This window comes from Mycolicibacterium sp. CBM1 (genome assembly GCF_054073305.1).
In genome coordinates this window covers 1-23,410 of record NZ_JBSXPP010000035.1, presented here as the reverse complement: position 1 = coordinate 23,410, position 23,410 = coordinate 1, and the positions used below count along the sequence as shown (strand labels likewise).

Below are 23,410 nucleotides of genomic sequence, written 5' to 3'. Positions count from 1 at the left end.
AAAGATGCTGCCACCACGCGGCATACAGGTCCTCGGCGCTGCGGCCGGGAATCAGCAACGCCGAGGCCCACCGCGAATACCCACACACCATCGTCATCACCGGCAACGCAGTGGCCGTACGCACCTGACCACAACCGACCGGGACCGACACGTCAGGAAACCACAAGTCGCACTGCGCGATCTCGCCGGCCTGATACGTCGTGCGCGACGCCGGATCCGGTGGCAGATACACCGGCCGCAACTCACGCACCCGCTCACTGAGCGTCCGGATCGAGTACTGCCAGCCGATCCGCTCAGCGATCACCGTTGCCGGCATCCTCGGATAGGCCGCAAGCAACTCCCGGATCCGCGGCTCAACCTCATCAACGACCGACCCAGCTGACACCCGCTGATACTTCGGCGGCCGATCACTGGCCAGCGCCGCCTTCACCGTGTTGCGGGCTACGCCCATCACCCGCGCAACCTCGGAAATCGACAACTGCTCCGACCGGCGCAACCGCCGGATCTCTGCCCAGTCCTCCACGCTCAACACTCGCTTCCTCCCTGGCTCGCCCGAGCCAAGGATCTCCAGGAAGCTGGTCAAAATTCACTTGCCGCGCTCTGGTCAGTATTCAGTTGCCGCCGACAATGACCCAGACGGCCAACCAGGCCGCCTAACCAACTGTCACAGAATCCTTCAGCAGGCCCCTCGATGTCCTGGACAGTCAGCGTCACTGGTTACGTGCCACCACGGCGGATATGGCCCCATGGTCGATGCTTACCCGAAGTGACATGCCACCTCCTCAAGACCGGCTGGATTATGGATACCAGCAGAGGATGTGCATGCGCCAGCCACCCAACATCCCGTCGGGCTGGATACCTTCGGCGAGCGAAGAGTAAGCACGCGGCCGTTGAAGGGGAGCCAGAAAGAACGTCTGGCTGCTCAAACTTGGGTGGAGCTAAGGGGAATCGAACCCCTAGAACTATCTGCGGAAACACTGCTCTACGTGGTATTTCAGTACCTTGATGTTGTTACGCGGGCGCTCCGCATGCTGGGGATATGCCTCGGCGTGTTACGTGACGTAACGGTGCTCGTGCCGGGCGGCCAGGTTTTCGCTGATTGCTCTCCAAGTAGCCAGCACGAGGGCGGGTTCGGGGTCTGCATCAGTTCCTAAGCGTGCGATGTAGGGCAGGCGGCGAACACGCCCAAACCGAGGATCACTGGTACGGAATTCTGCTAGATGGCGAGAAGCGCCATGGGACCCTAGAACACGGCGTCAACAACGAACTAGCGAACGCAGTCGCCGATCGAGGTCGGCTGCGCAGAATGGTGAGTGGCAACTGCAATTGCGGCGGACGGTCGATACCTCCTGCGATCCATCAGACGAGCTATCACATTCCGAGGCCTGGCGTAACACGGTGCGGTGTCGCTGGAGAATTTGGACAGCACGGTCGTTGATGGCGTGTTTGAACGCGACAAAGCCGCTGTCGTTGCGGGCAACCCGAGGGCGGGGTCGTCGTTGGTCATCAATGAATCGTGGGAGGGATGCGCGGGTGACTACGTATACGAACGGCCGGGCCCCACCCGCCGAGATCGCCGCTCTGTCTCAGAGCGGTTCTCCGATGTCGGGAAGCAGCGCAATGTCTTCGGGCTGACCGTTGTGGAACATCGCAGCCAACTCTCGCACTCGGCGCTTGGCCCAGTCGGGATGAAAGCGACTGAGAACCTCGTACTCGAAATGGAACCGCTGCGTACGGTCGCCTACATACTTCCTTGCCTGGCTGGAGACCTCACCCTGGCAGTACCGGTACAGCACGTCGTCCAAGCTACCTACGCGTTCAAATCCGACCTTCCCACGTTCATAGAAGGTGAAGTGATATCGGCCATCATCACCGACGAAGATGTTCAGACCGTCATTGGTCAGCAATCCGACGGGTAGGGGGCGCACTCCGAGTTGCGCTGCGATCCGATCGATCTCGGTTTGTAACTCAGTTGACCTAGCGTCCAAGGGGCGGCCCATATTCATCGAGAATACCTCTGTCGACCAATTCCTCGACGTTGGCCTCAGGAGGACCGACGATCATGTATTGGGGGGCACCAGGTGTCGGTGTCTGTCCGAACCACGGTTGTATCGGTCCTTCGACGATCTGCCACCCATCGGGAAGCGGCTTCCCGGTGATCATGTAGCGATGATATTCCCCACCAGCACTTTCCGGCATTATCGCCCGGCCGCCAAAAGGAGTGCCGTCCGGGGCAAGATAGCGCCCACGTTCTGACCCGATCCTGTCGATGATGTCCCCCGCTTGGAGGCGGGCGGGTTGCGGGACATAGCCCGGGGGAAATCCGTCGTTTTCAGGAAACACCCGAGCCCCGGCCCCGCCGAACTGATTGTCAAACTCTGTTGGGTGCATGCCTCCCAGAGGATCCCACCCACGCATGACCGACAACGGGATCCCACCTTCGGTAACCAGCTCGGCCGGCAGGCCTGCACGAACCATCGCACCCTCAGCACCGAACGGGGCGGTGGCCGCGACCGACGCGAAATCGAAGGCCTTCTCCCCGGCGTAATAGGCCGCGCTGGGTGAGTCCAACGCATGCTTGACTTCTCCGACGACCGCACCCACCGGATTGGTGGCAGTATCCGAAATCCCCTTGGCCACGTCTTTCCAGGACTCCAGAACACCGGGAGCACCCGGACCTCCTTGTCCCAGAAGATTCTTGATGCCCTGCTCGGTGTTTCGCCACGCATCACCAAATCCCTCACCGAACCCCGGCGGAGGCACATGAGCCGGCTCAGGGGGCGTGTACGGCGGAAAATCCCACCCCATTGCCTGCGCACGCGCAACCATGCCATCCAATGTCGACTCGATCTGCGCGGCAGGCATGCCCTCGCTTGCCAGGACCTTGCGCGCGGTAGCCTTGAAGCCCTCGATCTCCTTGGCAGAGAACACCACTGGCTTGGGCACGTTGACTGGTACCGGAGCACCCGCGATCTGATCCAGCGCCCCGTTCACATCGACGGGCTGTCCAACCCCTCCAGGTCTACCCGCGCCGGCGAGGGCGTCCCGCACACTCCGTCCGGCACCAGCCCCGTCGGCTACCCCGCCGGCCGGCAACAGCATGTCCTGCAACGAACGCGGACGAGACGAATCCTCAACACCCGCGCCTGCGTGCCGGCGGGGGTCCGTGGGCGCTGGCTGTACCTCGGGGGTGGCTACGTGCAACGACGGCGGGATGGGTGTCTTGCCGCTGGCCATGTTGATCGCGTTGGCAAGCGCCATGTCGACCAGATTCGCTTCGGCCACAATCGTGTCCAACCGGGGCTGCAGCTGGGATTGCTTGAGCTGGGCCTCCATCGGATCGCGGACCTTCGGGCCAGGCAGCACCGTGCCCGCCACCGGGTCGATCTCCATGCCCAGCGATTCGGCGTCAGCTTTCAAGCTCGCCAGTTCAGACTTGATGCGCTCGATATTGTCGGCCGCACTGCGCGCCGCATCAGCCACAGCCCTTGCCTCATTGCCGTGGGCATCGAGATCCTTGCGGGTCTGGCCGATCGCTTCCCTGGCGGCCTCGGCCGCTTCACCGCCCCACGTTTGGAACGCCGGCAACGTGGCCAACCCGTCGGCGGCATCGAAGGCCGCCTGCGCACGACTGGTCGCGGCATGGAACACCTCACGCACATCACCAGCATTCCAACGCTCGATATCAAGGACGGTCAACGTCACGGCGGCTCACATGTCGGTCTGGCCGGCGATCGCGTTCGCCGCCCGCGCCGGAGCCTCCAACGCCTGGCTGCTGCGCTGCTCCATCTCCGCGAACCCTTGGGCGCTGGCGTGCAACCCCTGAGCGTGATCACTCAAACGGGTCAACAGCTCGCCCGTCGTAGCCACCCACTGCTCCGACAAAGCAGCCATCGCAAGCCCAGACGCACCCTGCCAACCAGCCTGGGCCGCCTCGATCCGGCCTGCCGCCGCCGCATGCTTCATCGCCACATCCTCACCATGGCCACTCACCGCGACACCCGAGCTCACCAGATCCTCGATATTGATCCGAAGCGACATCGTATCCCCATCCAGAGCTGCAGACTTATGCATACCAGCAAACAACATCAGCACGCCAATCACCCACCATGCCGGCATAACGGCGCCACCGCCGCGGCGCTCGCGCCCAAAGCCAGCACCCCGAAAGGCAGTTGGCGTGTCATCCGGCCCGCACCCTCGCCGACGGCACACGCTTGCCGTTGCGGCCAAAGCACAACCCATGGACCGCGAATCGAAAGGCCTCCAGCAACAGGGCGACGCCCACCACCGCAACAGGCGTACAACGCACTCTTGGCAACACGGGAGTGCGGGTTGAGTGACTACATCGAGACAAGGCTGCCGCGGCTGCTGCCCGGGGGATACCTGAACCGCCGCAACACTCACAAAGGCCAGAAAAGCGGCCCTGAACTGCACAAACTGAGTGGAGCTAAGGGGAATCGAACCCCTAGCGGCACCTGCAGAAACACTTCTCTACATGGGATTTCTGCTCTTTGGCGTTGTTACGCCGACCCTCCGCGTGCTGGGGATATGCCTCGACGTGTTACGCGGCGTAACGGTGCTGGCAGGATGGGGGCGGCTGGGGCTCGATGTTGCTGCGGGAGAACGGGGAGCTGAAACGCCGCGATCGGCTGCCGTCTTCGGCGGCGGGCAACGTAGTCGCGAGTGTTGGGGTCAAACGTCCTTCTGTTTCGGGACGATCACACCGAGGCCTAGTTACGTTGACGGTCGCCAGCGCGGGAAAGTCGGCGCGGCGGGTACGGACAGCGGACACGCCTCACGGCTTGGCGCGTATCGCACCGATTGCCGATGTGTGAGCGCCTCCCCCCGGCGAGGAACTTAGAGCGCGGCTCGGCGACTAGGTGCAGCGAGCCCGTGATGAGCGAGTCCCTCAACCAGACGCAGCGCGTCGAGGGAGCGGTCGCTGTTGCGCTGCGCGCGTCTGATCGACCACGCGCCGTCGGTTGGCGAAGGCGACCAACTCCGCAGCGGGCGACGATCGGCACCCGACATCCCGGTCGACCGCGAAGTCGGTGACTACTAGGCCGAAGGTCGAGACGACATCGAGGCAAGCACATAACCTACGGCTCGGTTGAACGGCCAAATGCCGCAAGTACAGGCAGATGGCCGAGGTCTCGGTCGGTCAACGACTCCCCAAGCGACGAAAGTTTCTGTGGACTGTCAGCCCGATCTAGGGACTGCGCGGTCGGCGACCTCGACTACCGGCACCGAGTCTGACGCCCTACGTTCAACGCGCAAAATCGCCTCAAACACAAAGTCCAGTTCAACGTTGCTGTTCATCAACTAATTTGGCCCCTACCACATTCGCGGCGGCGACGTCCGTGATCAGATTGGATGGCGGTCAGGGCAATGTGTTCAGTACTTGACGGTAGATCATGTCGACTAAGTCGTGTTGGCGGTGTCCGATCGCGGCGAAATGGTCTAGCCCCGGAGATGCATTGACCTCAAGGACTGAGTACGGCCCAGCGTCTCGCGTGATGTCCGGACAAGCGATGTCGACCCCACACAATCGCAGGCCGAACGAAGTGCCGATTCGACAGGCGAGATCTGTCCACCTCGGATCAGCTTGCGTGCTGAGGTCGGTTCCGGTTCCTCCTGCGGAGAGGTTGGATACGTCTAATAGCACGGCGACTTCGCCGCGCGGTACCACCGATTCCAACGTCAAGCCTAAGCCCTTCAGCCGGTTGGACACACGTGCCGCATCGTAATGCGTGATGTCACAGCCTTCACCTAACAGCGCCGACATTCTGTTTTCGAGCAGTTGGGCGATCGTCAATTTCCCGTCGCCGATGACCGACAGAGGGTCACGGCGATAGGCGCAAATCACTCGGCCGTCGAGCACCACGATGCGGAAGTCGGGGAGGGGAATCTCACGTTCGACCAGAGCAACCCGGATCCGTTCCTCCTCGTATCGGTCGAACACTGCCAACACCTCGGATTCGGTTTCGCACCGCCAGACGTCCAAACCCTTGGAGCCATCAACGGGTTTCACGTAGACCGGATACATATCTGATTCAATGAGGCGCGCCAGTACGTCTGCAAGGGACCGGTTCGCGTGGACCGGCGTTCTGATTCTTGCTGCCCACCACGGCATGACGAGTGTCTCGCCGGGCGGGCAATCAATTCCCAATTTGGCGAGAAAGTACTTCGTGTAGTCCTTGTCTTTCGCAATTGCCGATGCCGCGCTGGAATTTACACCAATGTCGGTGGATCGTGTGATGCGCACGCCTCCATTGACGTACGTCATCCGCGTGGCGTAGCCGTATCGAGGCTCGATATCGATTGCGCAGACGTTGGGCAGCTCCCCTCGGTCGAACAGCTCAGCAATTAGGCGGGTAACGTGCGGATAGTGGTCTTTGACATCGGTCAATGTGCACCTCCTTCGAAGAACCGATCGGCCGCAGCGCCGTGGCCGCCGGGACGGTTCTAGCGGATGATTGTCATAAATCGGCTGTCGACCCAGCGCAGGTACAAATGATTGGCTGGAGCTCCCTGCGCATGCGCACCTCAAACAGGTGGTGCAACGAGGTGAGCGGACGGGGTGATGGACTCCGCCAGTTGACCGACCTCGTGCGGCCCAGCCAACAGAGACGTGCGCGGTTGATGACACCCCGATGCGCTGAAGTTTGTCGCCGCTGCGTGGGGTTCGACTTCAGAAGGCACTCTAATTATCTCCCCTGCTGAATGAACTCTTCTGGCAAGCATTGTCAACCCTTGGCATGGTCGATGCCGCCCTGTTGCGGGATTGTCCCCGCTCGCAGGTAGGTTCAGGCGTCGAATATCCACGTTACGGCCTCAGCCAAGCTAGTGACGTAGCGCTGCCGGGTGTCGCTAGCCTGTCGGCTGACCCACGAGGGGTGCGGCACGAAGAGCAGGTCAGGGTGGCGCACTGTGGGTTTATTAGCGGGGCGAATGAAGGGCCAGGGCAGTACTCGCGACGGCAAAAAATCTACTTCAAGCGCAGCTCGGGCATCCTTACCCAGGCCTATGAGTAGCCGCGGTTTCACAATGTCCAATTCGGCGCGTAGGTGAGAACGGCAGTTGCTGATCTCGTGTTCGTATGACGGACGATTCGCCGGAGGATGGCAGTGCACGACGTTGGTCACGAAGATGTCGCTCTTGGCCAGCCCGGCCAGTTCCAAGCTGCGGTCGAGCAGGCGCCCACTTCCGCCGGTGAAGGGGACTTGCGACGCCATGCAGGGTCCACACAGACTCTGACCGACAAACACGACCGGGGAAGTCACGGATCCGTAGCCGGGGGCCGATTGAGTCACGCCGGCGATATTCATTCCATCGCACGCCGTGCACCCTCTGATCTCGGCCGCCAGCTCGCGCATCCGCGTGAGTCGCCGATCGGTCACGATATGTCCCAGGGAGCAAACATATTGCGACAAACGCTGCGGGGCCGCCCGACTACGGAGACTTGTCGCACGGCGACAGCGCACTCTCAATTTGACGGATCACTGGGGCTACTGCGACAGAGTCATGGACGTCAACCGACGCTGGCAAGATGATCTTCGGGCTCCGGTCCCACTCGTGCACGAATGAGTCGAAACTGATCCGTATGGCGTCCAGGAGTGGGAAATCGGCGGCGTCTTCTCCGATCCGTTTCCGTTGGGCGACTCGGGTTTGTAGCTGCTCAGGAGTCATCTGTCGATATACGAGCAGGTCCGGAACGACGAATCGATCTTCGAGAATTGCAGTCAGTTGCCGCAGCAGTGCAACTTCCCGAGGGGCTATCCGGTTCAGGGACTCGTAGGCGCGAAGATATGCCCCCGTGTGCTCGAACGGTGTCCGATCCTCGACGACGGGGTGAGGCCCCGGCGAGGCCAGCATGGCGCTAAGCCGACCGTGGCGGCGCGCCGAGTTGACCAGAAAGTGGACCTGGCTGTGAAAGCCCCAGCGGGCGAAGTCACCGTAGGCGTCGGTAAAGAATTGGTTGTCTTGTTCGACATTCCCTTCGAGCAACGCGTCCCAAGCAAGCGTGTCGATGAGCACCTGCGAAAGAGTGGACGCGCCGGCAGCGATCGCCCCTGTCACCACGACATATGGTCGGCGGGCCCGGGATGGGGGCCGGCCCTCAAGTTCCGGTTTCAACTCGCTACTCGATTGCGTCCTCGCAACAGTGCGGCTATGCGAGGGCGCAGCTGAATGCGCAGATCGTCGTCATCGCTGAAACGGATCAACTGGCCGCCGTTTTCAGCAATGAGGCCAGCGGCGAATCGGGACACGCTTTCCTGGCTGCGGGCGATACCGATGATTGCCTTGTCAGCGCTGGCCGCTAACGCCAACTCGGCGCCGACTCCGGTGCTGGGAATGCCGACGTGGGCGATGATGACGCCGGCCTGGTTGAGCGCCACAACGTCGTGCCGGTACACCTCAACTGCGGTCATCTCGCTGGCGAGCTCCGGGTCGGTGTGCAGGTGTGGAACGTAGGGGTGCAGCCCCACATCGGCGACGATCGTCGCAACTCGCTCGTAGAGTTCGCGGGCCGCCGAGAGGTCGGGCGAACCCTGCAGAGGGCCAGAAATATAGGCGCGCATTCAGAATTCCTGTCAGTGGTGGCACGAGCCAGATCGGTGAACCTAAGTCAAGAGGCGCGGCCAGGTCGGCGTAACGCCAGCACGGTTCGGGGGGTGATCGCACGGTGCAATACGTAAACCGACGATCCTGGCTCATCGTGGACTGCACGACCATGATAAATCGGCAGTTCCGCCTGATCTCGATGGCTGGGGTGCAGTGCGGTCATCAAACCTGTATACCGCCGCTGGCGAACATCGACGCATCCTTGGGCCGTGGCAGCGCCAGACTCCACCGCCATACCGACAACGTCAGGATCGAGGCGCCGGCGCGATATCCCGCGCGGAATGTAAACGCCGTCGGCGTTGTGGCAGTAGGACTCCTGGATTCGCCAGTTGGCGCCGTTGCGATGGTTCTGCCAAGACCACACGGTAAGAGCAGTCGCGGGCGTCACTTCCGCCACACGTCGTAAGAGGGCCCGGTGTGACGTCATGTATCGGTCATAGAACCAGAGGTAGTCGCCAAGGGTCTCCAACCGATGTCGAGTGAGATCTTGGGTTAGCTCGTCGCTCGGGATGAGCAGCTCTGCGGCGGCGAAATCGCACAATCGCTCCACCTGCAAATAGGCCTCATCGCTGTGTAGATCATCAAGCCACTTACGGTTGAACGCTAACTGTTGATAGAGCAGGATGTGTCCGAGCTCATGGGCTTCAGTGAACCTCACTCTCCGCCAGGGCAGATCTGTTCGTCGGTAAACGGTCCAGCCCGTAGCGCTTGCATGCAGCCGACCATGTGCCCCCACGCCGGCTCCAGCCTGAGCGCGCGTCGCCGACAGCGTGTCAAGCATCGGAGTAAGCGCGTACGGTGCAGCACGCTGTTGAGTTCGGTGGCGAAGATCGGCACATGCTTTGCGCATGGCAGTTTGGGGATCGGCGCAGTCCCATTTGGCTGCGAAAGCAGCCAATGACACAGGTAGCCGAGCCTGCTGTGCATGTCGAGATGGCGGTCGCGTCGAGCCGACGAGTCGCGTCTGCTGTCGATATTCGACTTCATTCGTGTCGACTTGAGGCTCGTCGAACGGCAGCTGCGGCTGGAGTCCGTCACCCGTCATCACCTCATCATCCCCGTGGTGGACGATGAGGTGCAACGGCCGCCCGAAGCGAGTCTCCGCGGTGCTGCACGCTCAGCCCAGTTGTGCGATCGCGGCCTGGATGGCCTCGTCGGGGAATGAGAACCGATCAATGCGCGTGCCTTCCGACGCCCTTTCAGAGCGTGCGGCCAGTGCCACATCGTCTTGGGTCAGCAACTCCACCAGTTTCGGGATGTTAGCGACGTCGATAGGCTGGACCCGGGTGTGGAAGTTCACGATCGCCTCGAGCGCCGCGACCGACGCTGACTCTTGCTCCGCCCGTGCTGCAGCCGCGGAAGCTGCGTTAAATGCGGGCAGGTCAACGCCGAGGTCAAACATCACTTCTTGCTCGCCGCGGATAGTCTGCGGCGCCTGTACCAGCTTGGGGAACGATTTCGAGACGGTCGCGCGCACTGAATCCCGCACATATTCAGGCAAGCTGGCCAGCAGCTCGCCGACGAGTTCGCGCTGTTCCCTCTTGGCTGCTCCCCAGGTGACCAGAACGTTGAACAACCCGAGCCAGTAACTGTTCAGCCGCTCGGCGGCATCGGCACGCACTTCATCGAGGGCTTGGGCGCTATGCGCATGACGGAGTCTCGCTTCAAGACGCGCCAACTCAGTGGCCTGGCCGATGGCGGTCGCGAGTTCGCGATCACGGTCATCGATACCACGGCGGAGGCGGTCATGGTCCGTGCCCGGCATTGGTGGCATCTCCCCTGAGGCAACGGGACCCTCCTCTGCCAATTGCCGGGTCTTCTCCATCTCGAAATTGTCATATACGTGCATCGATGCCGCGATGTGGACGTATTCACCAAACGGGATGTCCAAGGTCGCGGCGATCATTTCGCCGAGCAGCGAAAACTCGAAGAAGTTGAACGGCAGTAGGCGAAACGCATTATTCGAGCGCATGACCGTACACATGACCAGTCGCTCGTCACGGATATGGAAAAACATCCCGAACGTGCAGGGGATGTCGTGCGATTTGCGGACCGCGTCTTCGGGCACCCACACGACTGCGGCAGCCTGACGTGTATCACGGTCTTCCCGTAACCTCGCGATGACTCCATGAATCTGGTCAAGTCCCGGGGCTGCGTCGAAGAGCCGTTTGCCATAGCTCGAGCCCGGCACCGTCAGATCATTGTCAGTGTAGCCACGAACTTTGTCTTCGTAGAACGCAATGTCTTCAAGCCGGTTTGAGCCGGCGATCATCCATACGAACCGTGCGACCGCACCTACAATGTTGAGAGGCCGGGCCGGATGCGCGGCAATCCGGGCCCGTGGGTTCGTCATCCCGGTGCGGTAGTGCAACACTTCATATGACGATTCTTTCGAACCGTCTATGCGAGTCCCCTTGAGCAGCATGTCCGAGACTGTCTGGTATAGAGCCTCATCGACAGTCGACGGCGTCTCAATACGCCGATCCACGATGCGCACACACTCCCTCCCGCCAGCCGAGCCCTCCCACTGTACAGGTTTAGAAGGAATCACGTCGCTGGAATACAGCTAAGACCGCTGCGCGAACCAAGCTCTGCGCTCTACCCTGTCTACAGTTGAGGCTCGCTATCCGTAGCTGGCACATGCGCGTCTATTTCGGCAATTAACGGCGCAATTTCTGGATGGTCAATGCCTAGCAAGACTAACGCCGCCAATATCGGCAAAAGAAATTCACTTGTCCAGTCTGCGTAGTTTTCCGCGATAGTCTCGCACATTGATTCAATCGCGAAGTCAGGAATTTTTCCCTGTACCGCCCCGATGATCAATTCGGAATAGAGGATTCCCTGATCGTCGGGGTCACGAGTGTTTCGGATGAGCCATTCGATGTTTGCCTTCCGCTCTGCCGGGTTCGTTCCCCACCACACCTCACTCGGCGCACACCAGCGGAGCATGCAAGCAATAAGAACTCCATCGAAGTATGAGCGACCCATCGATACAAAGTCGAAAACCGGCCACCGCGGATCGGTAACCTGGGCGTCTTGCCGCGTATGTTGAATCGCGGCAGCTACCGCAGCAAACGTGGTCAGAGCATTGATTCGTGTGCCATACACAGAAGTATTACGGAGTCGCGATGTAGGCGTAGGAAACCATAGAACGTTGCTTTCGGTAATCGGGCTAACGCCCGCCTCAAGCGCAAGGCGTTTCTCAAAAAACCCGGCGAGCGCGACTTTATTTCGATAGTCACTGTCGGCGATTACTTGTTTGATATTGGACTGCTTGAGCAGGTTAACCTCGTCGGCATGCGGCGTTATATCCGGTAAATAGACATGCCACAGTGCGTGTAGACGTTTCTCGAAGGACTGCTCGAGATTGTCCCACTTCCTTGCTGTGATCGAGCGCGCATGAACGACGACTGCAGTAGCCTCGCCCGCAGACTCAGCTTTATCATGCCATTCGTTTTGGACATGCACCTGCAACCGCCTAAGTAGCCAACCAGAGACCGAGCCTAGGCAAAAGATGAGCGGTCGCCTGCTCGCCGCAAGCGTGGTGGCCTCCTCATCGGGCTCTTGATTCGATGCCTCCTCAGGTCCCTGATTCGAGGTCATATCAGAATCGTCCGCGCCCGGTACTGATACGCGCGAAATCCCGGCTCTGGCAGTCCCGAAGCGGCGGGCGACCTTATCGACCAGCTCGTTGAAGCCCGCTATCTTCATTTCCCGATCAGAAACAACGATCTGGTCGTACTTCTCGCAAGGAGGAAGAACCGTCGTCATCTTCTCAATGACGAGATCGTGGAACGATTCCTGCGCAACCAGGCGATCGAGTCGCATCTTTACGCCCATGGGCGGCTGCTTTTGTCGGATGTACTCGGTAGAACGCGAATTCAGCTCGATCGCGCCGTGTTCATCACACAGATCGAAAAAACTGCGAACCGCTCTGGCTGCCTTAACATCAGGTGTCAGCAAGTTATCTTGCGGCAGCGCAAAGGCATTGAACGATCGGGAATCGATACGAACGGTCTGCGAGACGCCGTTTTGCAGACAGAGAGGGCATCCGGCAGCTAGAGGAGTGAGGTCGGCACTTTGCCGGCCGATGCTGACCCAGCTCGACTGATGGACTTCGCCGACAATTGCGCCGAGATGACCGCGGGTAGCACCAGCGTTCTTTTTGTCGATAAGAACAACAAGAGAGGGGGATGTCTCGAACCGGATCGCCTCTGCGAGAAGGCTTTTGTACCTCCCTGACGCATTGACCGACATGATGGCAAGAACTGCGTCACGTTGGCCAATGGACTGAATTGCCTCTTGAATCTCCAGGCTGGTGGAGGGGTAGTTGTCTAAGGTTTCGCTTCCGGCAATGGTTGCACCCTCGGCAGCAAGCAGCCGCCTGAATTCACTCACAAGCGGTATCAGCGAGGCTGTATCAAGAACGACCGCTATGTTGTCCACCAAGTACTGGAGGAACCACGTCGCAATCACCTCGACATCACGCGGCGTCCGGAAGGCATCCGCGAATCGGATGAACGAGTCAGTGTGATCACCGGATGGCAACTGGTAGTGATAATTCGTTGGGCGCCAAATCGCGTGGCCATACTCAAGCAACGCCCGGATCTCGCAGCGGAGGGCACGGTCCATGAGTCGACCTTCGCCATCGGCGTTTGTCGGGGCGACACCACCGCGCCAGTCGATCGTGGGCAGGGCACCCAGCGCGAATTGCATGACTCCGACATGCACAACCCCGCAGCCGGCCAGGAACGTGCTGATCGGCTCATGGTCGAGAAACGCATTGATTGCTTTGCGCCTCTTGGGCTTCTCGCCGCCAAGATATGGCCAACGAAAGATGATGCTCTCACAGGTGAATAGAGGCTCCTGATGAAGCGCATGTATCACTATGTCCGGGTCAGGAACGCCCTCAATGTCCACGAACACCAAACCGCGGTCACTAACCGGATGCATTGACTTCGAGATGCGATACGTTTGCGTATTTATACGCAGATAGCCATCGGTCTGATCATTTGGCAGGTTGAAGAATTCTGAGCGTGCAACCATATGTAGCCGGATTCGTGTTTGAGCGTCAGAGAGTTAAACAACGTAAGTAGGAATTACGATGAATACCGCGAGGGATCAAGTGGAATGCGTACGACTGCGACGGTCCCTTGCACACCGAGATCATCCTCAAAAACTCGATTCTTGCGGTCGCCAGCTGGGTGGTCGTAGTCAACTACGACCGACCGCCCGGTTGCTGGAATCGGGCCCGATGCGATGAGCAGTGTGCCACCACATTTTTCGGTCCGCCGGGCTATCTTTGCGATTCCATCACCGCGCCCCATGTCGCGGAGAGAATGCCGATTGGTAACCAAGCCAGCGAGGTACTCGACGGCGTCAACCTTCTCGCCACGGTCAAGGAGGCTATTGGCAATGCCGCAGCCGTTATCGACCACAGCCATTTGGAGGCAGGGCTCTCGGGTCTCAATGCCCGAAAGAGTCATGATGCTCTTTGAGGCCCTCGCATGATGGACGACATTGTCGAGTAGCTCTGTGGTGATAATGCTGATCTCACGCAGCATCTGTTGACGCGTCTCGGCGGTATATTTCTTATTGCCCTTGGTGATCTCTCGAAGCCAGGGATAGATAGCGTTCTGTCGACTTGACACATCGATCTTTGATGGCGATGGATTGAGGAAGGCAACGATCCTCGATCCGATTTCCGCCGGCTGGTTCGCGTCATTAGCCTCAGCGATGTCGAAGAGTGCATCGCGAGGAGCCACTGCACGCCAGTCATGGCGCCATTTCTGGATTTGGTCAGAGAACAGCGCCGATCTGTCGGATGTCACTTGGAGCCCTGAGTCATGGCGAGCGAGGGCAAAAAACATGCCAGACCTAGCCAACTGGGAAGCCGGCGATGCCGTTGCAGGCGGGTGAACCGATAGCGGCCGGACTTGCAAGTCGTCTCGCAGCAGCAGATTGGTGACGATAGGGCCCAGCCGGCCGATGGAGCGCTGGCGCTGACGGCCCGTCAACTCCCGCAAATCGATAGAGATGTCACGATCGCCCGACGCCGCGTCATCGAGCTGAGCTTTGAAAGACCTGACGGCACCAAACGAATGCGCTCCCCGTAGGGCAACGGTGCCGACCTGCCCGTCTGAGCTGCAGTCAACGATTGGAGCCACGTCTTCGCCGTCCCCTTCAGGGCCCCTACCTGTACCCGGTGAGTCAATTCATTCTGGATGGTGACTATAGGCTACATGCCCAGAAAACCCCTCGTGCACGCCACCGCCCTGCAACATGACTCATATCACATTGACACCGCGATCACGATCTGGTATCGCCATATCTTGACCCAGAACTCGACGCCAAGCGGCTGGGGATACGACAGACGCGCTTTCCTGGGTCCGAGCAGGCGTGAGATGGAGCCACATCGATTTAAGACGCGCATATATGGGCATGGCACTGTTGTGTATGTCGACGATCCGCACGCTAGCCCGACACGAGCACGCGGAGTTCGCCCATGTCGTACGCGGCGAGCTTGTGCAGCGGTTTGACAGTGCGGGACGCGTGGGCGCGTTTGTCGCGATTGTTCATGTACATGCTCCGCCACGGCTGGGACATCAACCGGCTCAACGCGCGGGCACCGGCGCTGTCCAGCCCACCGCATCGCCGAGTCGATCGATCCGGCCTGTCACGAGGGTTGGAAATCGTTGCACCAAAGGCGTAATCGAGACGGAAGTCAGTCCTGGTTGACAACGGGAAGCGTAATCGCCGCTTGACCGGAAACGTGATCTACTCGGGCCGATCGGTAACCGGCTCAACCCGCGGTCGCGGAGAGTGAAGTGCCGTTTTGACCGCCGAATCACGGGCAGCTCTGGGCCCGTATTCCCGCCCGCCTGGCCGTGGCAACCAATGAATGGACAATTCGAGTTGGCGACCGATCCAGAACACATCCACCGATCTCTCGCCGAGCTCGTTCAACGCACCCGACCCGACCGCCCAGCCGCCAATCCGTATGGCCCCTATCCTTGGAGCCTATGCAGTCGAGGGTGGTTTACTCCGGCGCTTCACAGGTGCCAGCCAGCAGCCCCGAGATTCGGCAGGTCGTGACGCAGGTGTACACCAGCCATACTCTGCTGCCACCGGAGTGGACACCCGAGCAGCAACGTGAGTTCGTGGGCCAGGAAGCAGTTCGACTGAGCCGTCAGGTTGCCGAGTTAGCCGCGGAACTGGGCGAGCAAGCGATCCAGGAGTGGACCGCCCGTACCGGGCAGCACCCGGACTTCCTGACCAAGGTCGGATTGATGAACACCACGACCAGCCAGGCCCAGGAGCTGGTGCTCGGCCAACAGCTCTACACGTTGATCCCACCGCCTGCGGACGACTGGCTCGACGACGGCTCGGCGGCGCGACCCGATCGCGCTCAGGCGCCATGGGATCAGCGATGGACTAGCACCTACTACCGGACCGATCCAAGTGCGGAACTGGAGGACCTAGCGGCCGCGGTGTGGCCGTCGCCGGACTTCACCGCGCTGTTCCGGATCAAGGCGAGCTACCTACTGGCCGCGCGGGCCGAGGATCACCAACCCCTGCCGATCGACCGGCACGACGCCCTGGCGGATCAGCTGGCCCAGCTGGTGTATGCGGACCTGCGTGCCGACGGCCTGCCCACCGAACCGACGAAATTGTGATCCCAGGTCCACTCGCGACGGTCGGTGCAGTGATCGAAACGCTGTTCTCACAGCGGGACCGGAGGAGTGCCTTCACCGGAAAGCGCAAAATCGACTGACCGCGCATCTGCTGGCGGAGTGACACCGGTGACAACGAACTCGATCAGCGACGCCGAATGCGCACCGTCGAGTCCTGCTAACACCGTCAACGTCAACGCTGCCTCCAAGGACCTCGCTTCACCACTCACACCCTTGCCCCATCCATCAACTATCCTCTGCCGCAACACCTTTTTACCGGATATTACCGCTTTGTACCGCACATTACCGCCACACCGACTGTGCCCCAAAGCAATTCACCCCAAACTGCCCGCTACAGGCATGGCACATTGGCACAAGGTGATGCAAGCATCGGTGTAACCACCTTCGGTGGCCACACCGCCCGCCCTGGGCAGGTGACCGAGCGGGTAAACGGGGTGAGAGCGGTGCTGACGATTTCGCGGCTCAAAGCCCGCTCGATGGCGTACTACAACGACACCTCACGCGCGGCGATGAACGCCGCCGCAGATCGCCAACGCGCTGGCGGCGGGCTCGGGGAGTACTACTCCGAAACCGAAACCAGAGCCCCGGTCTGGATGCTGTCCGGGGGTAGTGAAAAAGCCGCCGCACTGACCGGATTGAGCGCCTCAGACCGTGGCGGTGGAATGGCTGATCTTGATGTCGTGGAGCACTGGATTGTTGATGGAATCGCCCCCAACGGCGCCACCGGACGGGCCTTCGGCGAACGCTCAGTCCATGGGTTCGATCTTGTTTTCAGCCCCCCGAAAAGTGTCTCGTTGGCCCGCGCAGTCGGCGGAGATGAGGTGCTGTCCAAAGCGATTACCGATGCCCACAAGGTCGCGGTTTCCGAGGCTTTGGAGTACCTCCACAACCACGCCGGCTACACCCGCGTCCACAACCCCAGCACGGGCAACAAAGACCTTGTCCGGTTACCCGGACTCGTCACGGCGGCCTACCAACACGAGACATCGCGGACCGGGGACCCACACCTGCACACCCACGTTCTGCTGCCCAATAGACAGGCCCGCGCCGACGGCCAACTGGTGTCGATCGATAGCAAATCCCTGTACCACGAAGCCAAAGCCGCCGGCATCATCTATCAAGCCACCCTGCGCCACGAGCTGCACCAGTCGATGGACCTGGAATGGGAGCCGGTCGACCCGCACACCGGCCAGGCAGACATCGCCGGCATCGACCCCGAAACCATCACCGCCTGGTCGCAGCGCGCCACTCAACTGCGCGAGTGGGCCGCGGCCAACCTCGCCTGTGACGACCCGAACCACCCCACCCCTGCGCAGCTGGCGACCGCGCAAAAGGCGACCCGTCCCCGCAAGCCTGAGAGCCTGTCCTGGGCCGAACTACGGGCATCGTGGGCTGCCGATGAACGCGGTTTCGCCATCCGCGAGTCTGGGCAAGCCGCGGCCCGCCACGCGCGGCGCACCGCCCGCGGGAACGTATTGGACGCCGCCCGCGCCGCAGCCGCGGGCATCACCAAACCGGCATTCACCCGCGCTGATCTCATCGAAGCCATCGGTGCCCGGTTGCCCGTCGCCATCGATGGCGCACCGCAAGGTCCGCTCGCCCTACTGGAGGCCCTGGCCGACCGGATGGCCGTCCCGCTCACCGCCCCGCGCGCGGCCCATGAACGCGAAGGACACGAACGGTTCACAACCGCGCCGATCATCGGCGAAGAGGCCGCCATCGTGTCGCTGATGGGCGCGCAGCATGCCGCCGCAGCCCTGCCCGCCAACGCCATCGACACCGAGGAACTCTCCACCGAGCAGGCCCGCGCCGTCACCGCCATCGCCAACGCGCCCTGGCTCGTCCAGCCGCTCTCCGCACCCGCCGGCGCGGGCAAAACCACCTCCCTGCGGGCACTGCGCGAGGCCGTCCAACGCAGCCCCCGACACGATCGCGTGCTGGTGCTCGCGCCCACCGGCAAGGCCGTCGACATCGCCGTACGCGAGCACGCTGGCGACACCGGACTGACCGTCGCCGCAGCACTCAAAAGGCTGCGTAACGGATCACTTACATTCGATCCACGGACCGTGGTGGTCGTCGACGAGGCCGGCATGGTCGGCACCCCGGCACTGCGCGAATTGCTGACCGCCACCACCACGGCAAGCACCAAAACTGTCCTCGTTGGCGACGCCCACCAGCTCGCCCCGGTCAAGTCGCGCGGCGGCATGTTCGACCAACTCTGCGTTGATCTCCCGTGGACCCAACACCTCACCGAAGTCTGGCGCATGCGCGACGTCGAAGAGCGCACCGCATCCCTCGGCGTGCGTCACGGCGGCGCCGCGGCACGCCGGCGTGCCGTGGATTGGTATCGCCGCCACAGCCGCCTAGCCACCGGGGACACGGTGACCATGGCCGCCGACGCGCTGGCCGCCTTCACCTGCGATCGCCAGGCCGGAAAAGACGCGCTGCTGGTCGGCGATTCCTGGGAGATGTGCGACGCGCTGAACACCCGCATCCACCACGACACCATCGACGCCAACGCCCCCACCGTTGCCGCCGCCCGCGGCCACCGCATCGCTGTCGGCGATGTCGTGATCAGCCGCCGTAACGACCCCGACATCCCCGTCTACGACGCTCACGGGACCCGCCAACAGACCGCTGACCCGGTCCGTAACGGCCACCGCTGGGACATCATTGATGTCGACCCGAAGACCGGCCGCATCGCTGGCCGCCGCCTCAGCGACGGCGCATACGCGGTGTTCGCAGGCACTTATCTCCGCACCCAAGTGCACCTCGGCTACGCCGTCACCGTGCACGCCGCCCAAGGTGCGACCGCTGACACCACCCACACCCTGCTCTCCGACACAGCCCACAAGGGATTGGCCTACGTCGGGCTCACCCGCGGCCGCGACACCAACCACGTCTACCTCTACACGCAAGACGCCGCCGAAGCCGACCACGCGCACGCTGAACTCGCCCCCGCTGTCTACATCGGACGCCGCGGCACCGCCCGCGAAGCCGCCGCGCTACTCGCCCAGATCGTGGGTCGCGACACCCGCGACCAGACCGCCGCCATCGCCGCCGCCGACACCGACCGTGCCCTGCTGACCGAACCCGTCGTCAACTTGCTCGAGCGGCGCACCCGCGCCCGCACAACCGCCCGCATCGACCATCACCACCACCTCGCAGACCGCGCTCTGGCGACCGAACTACCTGCGCTGGTTGCCGAAGTCACCCAGATCGAAGCGTCCTGGCAGCGCAGCCCAGCCACCGTGTACCCGCCGCCGGCACACGGCTGGCAGGACCTCGACGACTCCACCCGGGCAGCGGTGACCACCATCACCGCGAGCATGCAAAACGTCCAGGTCCTCACCGCGGGATCGGATACCGACAAGCACGCGGCCCTAGCCGCGGTCACCGCCGCCGTGCACGGCACAAACAAACACGTCATGGCCATGCCGGCCACCCGCGGGGCGGCCGCAGAAGCCACACACCAGCCCTACGACGCCGACCGCATCACCAGCCCGCGCGAGACCCGCGAACGGATCGACAAAGGGCAGTGGAACATCCCGCGCGGCACGCTGCTCATCATCGACGACGCCGACCACCTCGACCCAAAACTGCTGCACTACTTCACCGAACACGCCACCACAAGCAACACCAAACTCCTCCTTGTCCACACACCCACACCCGAGCGGCAACCCGCCCACACCGTCGTCCAGGCACTCGCAGACACCCTGCCCTGGACACAACAGATCGGCACATCCTCGACCCCACAAGCCCATCGCACCGCCACCGAACGGGTCACCACATTGCTAGGCGAACCCCGCACCGCCGCGCCCTCGCAGGCCAGCTCGGGGGCCGCTGAGCTGCTCGACCGGCGCAGCCGCGTCCTCGCCTCCTATCAGAAGATGCAGGCCCGCAACCCGTTCTTGACCGATCGTCACGCCCAGCAGGAACGGGAACGCGCCCACAACCGCGACCGCGGAGGGCTCGAACTTTAGCTCTACGCCACTGAGCGACAACCGCTCGGAGACAATGGGATTGGTGCGCGCGCCTTTAGCCAGAGCTGGTCGCGACCACCGACATCAGCGAAGAAGTGGCAATACCCGTCATCGCGGCGGCGTAGGCGACATCAGCCGGGCTTTTCTCACGCCAGCACAGCAGCGTCTCCACCCGCCGGCCGCACCCGGGGGCTTGGTGAATGGGCGCGCGCCCGCTGTTCACGACAATCCCTTGTAACTGGCTGTGATCCCCGGGGACTCCCTCATTCCTGTGAGCCATCAGATCTAGTTACTAGATTTGCGGCATATTTGTTCTCATCTTTGACACAAAATTTTCTTGTAAATATGATCTGAACTATGACTTCATATGAAGACCTGCGTGACAAAGTGGCGAATACGCCCGGGCCTTACCTCACGACCATGGAGGAGCTGAAGCAGGCTCACGGTGCGGCCAAGTTGGGTGTCAACATTCGCGCGGCCATTACGGACCGGCTTAAGGGTTATGGGCTCGGCCATCTACCGGCGGAGTTACCGCAGTACCAATGGGAACAAGTGCGGCTCTATCGATTAGGCACGCCGTTGGAGAAAGTCATCAAAGCGGTGATCGAGCCGAGCGATCTAGGGGATGAAGTCCTGCTCCAGGTTGTGGCTACCGACGCGCAAGAGGTGCTGGCACAAATCCGTCAGCTTGTCTGTGGATGACATACGTATTTCAGAGAATCGAGGTGACTCAGATCCGCCGGGTCACTCTTGGCCTCGTGCTCAAAGTTCCGGTGGTTCACCGGACGCTGAGCGGGTCGAGTCGAGATCACGCGACTACGGGAGCGTGTCCATCTCGATGATGCCGCCGAACTCGAGTTCATCGAGCGCGCGGATCACCTGGCTCGACGGTATACCGCGGTAGAACGGCGGCGCGGAGACCTTGGCCTTCAGGTCTTCTACCTCGCTCTCGATACGGTCGATCCGTTCGTGGTCCGAGTTCGGGGGTTTGTCGTATGCACCCGCCCGTGTCGATGGTGGGGTGTCCTCGACGACTAGCCCAATGACGCGTCCGTCCTGGGCGACGATGGGACCGCCACTGTTGCCCGGCCGGGCGATCGCCGAGTACAGGAAGATGTCCTGGCGGTCGGGGATGGCCTGAGCGGCCGGGGTGACCACTTCGCCGCGCTGGACGGTGATCGCCATCTCGGCTGTCATCGGTACCCGTGGATAGCCAAACACGTAGACCTCATCTGCCCAGTCGGGGTCGCGGAACGCCATGCCACCGAGTCGCGGAATGTACTTGCCCTCGGGCATGTCGAACCTGATCACTGCGACGTCGAGTGTGGGGTGTGCGCTGACAATGCCCGTAAAGTCCACCCGTTCTGCGTCGGGGTGGTTGTGTGACGGAAACACGGACAGACCTGCACTCTTGCCGGCGAGTCCGGTCACGACATGCTTGTTGGTGATCACATGGTGGTGGTCGACGACGAGGCCGGTGCCCCAGCTGTCGACAGGGTTGCCGTCTTCGTCGTGACCGGCGAGTTGAACTGTCACGGCGTTGTAGCTTGGGATGATCAGCTCCGCACCAAACACCGGTGCCAACCATAAGTTTCCGCTGCGCTGCCCTTGCGATATTCGCCCCGGAGAGTAGTAGCGCTCGGCCATGATTGGCAGCTGAGGATCTCGCCCCACCAGCCACAGGAGCCCGGCGCGTTCGAGCGAACTGAGGAGTTCAGCGAGGGCGATCGCGTTGTTTGCGCCTGGAACTTCCAGCGTGCCGAGATACCGGGAGAAGTCTAGGACGCTCCATGGATCGAACGGCCGGGTGTTCGCCGGGCCGTCGGTCGTGGCCGCGTTCGCAGAGGGGTTGGCGAGTCCCCGATTCTGAGTCCACCCGGTTCTTGAGTCGGGGTGGTGTGATCCAGTTTCAGTTGATGTTGCAGTCCATCGGGGTGTGGGTGCAGCTGCAGACGGCAGCGTACTCGGCCGGGGTGCGGTAGCCCAGGGCCGAGTGGCGGTGCCGGTAGTTGTGTTCGTGCTTGAAGTCGCCGATGACCACGCGGGCTTCGAGCAGGGTGTTCCAGTGGTTGCGGTTGAGGCACTCCTTGCGTAGTCGGTTGTTGAACGATTCGATGTGTCCGTTGTTCCATGGCGCTCCTGGCGGGATATACGACATACCAGTCCGACCGTCACAGAACTGCTGCAGCGCTTGGGAAATGAACTCCGGACCGTTGTCCATCCGCAGCACCTTCGGCGGCCCACCCGCTGCGGCGAACACGTTGGCGAGATCGGCGACGAGTCGGTCGGCGGTGATCGACCGCTCAACGATGTGCAGCAGTGAGACGCGGGTGTGCTCGTCGATCATCGAGGCGATCTTGATGGCCTTGCCGTCGACGGTGGAATCGAACTGGAAGTCGATCGCCCACACCACGTTCGGGGCATCGGCCTCGATCGATGGGATCGACGACACCCCGGCCCGCTTGCGCGGACTGTGCACCCGCACCTGCAGCCCTTCCTCGCGCCACAGCCGGTGGATCTTCTTCAAATTGACCTCACGGCGCTCGTCGTAGCGCAACGCCGCCCAGGCACGGCGGAACCCATGGCATGGGTTCTTCGTCGCGTACGTGCGCAGCCAGGCCCGCATCTCGGCATCGGGATCGGCGGGGGTCTGCGACAACGGCAGGCGACGGCAGGTGGAGCGGGGCAGCCCAACGGCTTTGCACGCCAACCGTTCCGACATGCCCATCATGGAGGTGAGCATGCCGACGGCGCGGCGCTTGGCAGCTGGGCCTAAAATTTTCCCTTTGCGACCTCCCGCAAGGCGTCTTTGACCAGCTCGGCCTCGGCCAGTAATCGCTTCAGTCGGGCGTTCTGTTCGCGCAATTCCTTGAGTTCCTTGGCGGCATCGGTGTCCATCCCGCCGTAGGCGCGACGCCAGTTGTACAACGTCGCCGCAGACACCTCGAGTTCGGCTGCGATTTCCTCGCCGGTCTTGCCTTCGGCGGCCAGTTCGTCCGCACGGCGCAGTTTGCGCACGATGTCTTCTGCGGAGTTCCGCTTCCGACCAGCCATACGTTCATCGTCCCTTCTCGCCCACCATCGGGCTACAGGACTCTAGAACTTGCT

The 23,410-nt window shown here is 61.8% G+C and carries 15 protein-coding genes and 2 pseudogenes; 4 read left to right on the top strand and 13 right to left on the bottom strand.

The window, feature by feature from the left end; all coding sequences use genetic code 11:
• A pseudogene (locus ACXDF8_RS26195) lies at positions 1-532 on the bottom strand (IS21 family transposase); the annotation flags it as partial.
• An 871-nt stretch (positions 533-1,403) separates the two neighbouring features.
• Here ACXDF8_RS26195 and ACXDF8_RS26190 point away from each other — a divergent pair.
• Positions 1,404-1,919, top strand: a complete 516-nt coding sequence (locus tag ACXDF8_RS26190; RefSeq protein WP_457226167.1) for a hypothetical protein — start codon at positions 1,404-1,406, stop codon at positions 1,917-1,919.
• A gap of 58 nt (positions 1,920-1,977) precedes the next feature.
• Here ACXDF8_RS26190 and ACXDF8_RS26185 read toward each other — a convergent pair whose 3' ends face one another.
• The 10 genes from ACXDF8_RS26185 to ACXDF8_RS26140 form a co-directional block, all read right to left on the bottom strand.
• Positions 1,978-3,705: a TNT domain-containing protein gene (locus tag ACXDF8_RS26185; protein ID WP_457226166.1), complete on the bottom strand. Its 1,728-nt coding sequence runs from the start codon at positions 3,703-3,705 to the stop codon at positions 1,978-1,980.
• A gap of 6 nt (positions 3,706-3,711) precedes the next feature.
• Positions 3,712-4,119, bottom strand: a complete 408-nt coding sequence (locus tag ACXDF8_RS26180; RefSeq protein WP_457226165.1) for a WXG100 family type VII secretion target — start codon at positions 4,117-4,119, stop codon at positions 3,712-3,714.
• A 1,261-nt stretch (positions 4,120-5,380) separates the two neighbouring features.
• Positions 5,381-6,409, bottom strand: a complete 1,029-nt coding sequence (locus ACXDF8_RS26175) for a hypothetical protein (RefSeq protein WP_457226164.1) — start codon at positions 6,407-6,409, stop codon at positions 5,381-5,383.
• Between the two features lie 397 nt (positions 6,410-6,806).
• Positions 6,807-7,328 (bottom strand): uracil-DNA glycosylase, encoded by a 522-nt coding sequence (locus tag ACXDF8_RS26170; protein ID WP_457226168.1) that lies wholly within the window; start codon positions 7,326-7,328, stop codon positions 6,807-6,809.
• Between the two features lie 124 nt (positions 7,329-7,452).
• Positions 7,453-8,079 carry a deoxynucleoside kinase gene (locus ACXDF8_RS26165; RefSeq protein WP_457226163.1) on the bottom strand — a complete coding sequence of 209 codons (627 nt, stop codon included), beginning with the start codon at positions 8,077-8,079 and terminating at the stop codon, positions 7,453-7,455.
• A gap of 53 nt (positions 8,080-8,132) precedes the next feature.
• Positions 8,133-8,582: a nucleoside 2-deoxyribosyltransferase gene (locus tag ACXDF8_RS26160; protein WP_457226162.1), complete on the bottom strand. Its 450-nt coding sequence runs from the start codon at positions 8,580-8,582 to the stop codon at positions 8,133-8,135.
• Between the two features lie 47 nt (positions 8,583-8,629).
• Complete coding sequence (locus tag ACXDF8_RS26155) at positions 8,630-9,406, bottom strand: ImmA/IrrE family metallo-endopeptidase (RefSeq protein WP_457226161.1); 777 nt, start codon at positions 9,404-9,406, stop codon at positions 8,630-8,632.
• Positions 9,407-9,742: 336 nt separating this feature from the next.
• Positions 9,743-11,122 (bottom strand): thymidylate synthase, encoded by a 1,380-nt coding sequence (locus tag ACXDF8_RS26150; protein WP_457226160.1) that lies wholly within the window; start codon positions 11,120-11,122, stop codon positions 9,743-9,745.
• A gap of 110 nt (positions 11,123-11,232) precedes the next feature.
• Positions 11,233-13,671, bottom strand: a complete 2,439-nt coding sequence (locus tag ACXDF8_RS26145; protein WP_457226159.1) for a hypothetical protein — start codon at positions 13,669-13,671, stop codon at positions 11,233-11,235.
• 53 nt (positions 13,672-13,724) lie between these two features.
• Positions 13,725-14,792: an ATP-binding protein gene (locus tag ACXDF8_RS26140; protein WP_457226158.1), complete on the bottom strand. Its 1,068-nt coding sequence runs from the start codon at positions 14,790-14,792 to the stop codon at positions 13,725-13,727.
• Positions 14,793-15,683: 891 nt separating this feature from the next.
• Here ACXDF8_RS26140 and ACXDF8_RS26135 point away from each other — a divergent pair.
• The 3 genes from ACXDF8_RS26135 to ACXDF8_RS26125 all read left to right on the top strand — a co-directional run bounded on the left by ACXDF8_RS26135 (position 15,684) and on the right by ACXDF8_RS26125 (position 21,004).
• Positions 15,684-16,301 (top strand): hypothetical protein, encoded by a 618-nt coding sequence (locus ACXDF8_RS26135; RefSeq protein WP_457226157.1) that lies wholly within the window; start codon positions 15,684-15,686, stop codon positions 16,299-16,301.
• Between the two features lie 431 nt (positions 16,302-16,732).
• Entirely contained in the window at positions 16,733-20,302 is a 3,570-nt protein-coding gene (mobF, locus tag ACXDF8_RS26130; RefSeq protein ID WP_457226156.1) for a MobF family relaxase, read from the top strand.
• 357 nt (positions 20,303-20,659) lie between these two features.
• On the top strand, positions 20,660-21,004 hold the full coding sequence (locus ACXDF8_RS26125) for a hypothetical protein (protein ID WP_457226155.1): 345 nt from the start codon (positions 20,660-20,662) through the stop codon (positions 21,002-21,004).
• 114 nt (positions 21,005-21,118) lie between these two features.
• Here the strand turns inward: ACXDF8_RS26125 and ACXDF8_RS26120 are convergent.
• Both ACXDF8_RS26120 and ACXDF8_RS26115 read right to left on the bottom strand, forming a co-directional pair.
• A pseudogene (locus tag ACXDF8_RS26120) lies at positions 21,119-22,123 on the bottom strand (S1 family peptidase); the annotation flags it as partial.
• A gap of 88 nt (positions 22,124-22,211) precedes the next feature.
• A protein-coding gene (locus ACXDF8_RS26115) for an IS3 family transposase (protein ID WP_457221679.1) occupies positions 22,212-23,356 on the bottom strand; the annotation gives its coding sequence in 2 pieces (ribosomal slippage) (positions 22,212-23,089 and positions 23,089-23,356; 1,146 coding nt in all).
• Positions 23,357-23,410 lie beyond the last annotated feature (54 nt).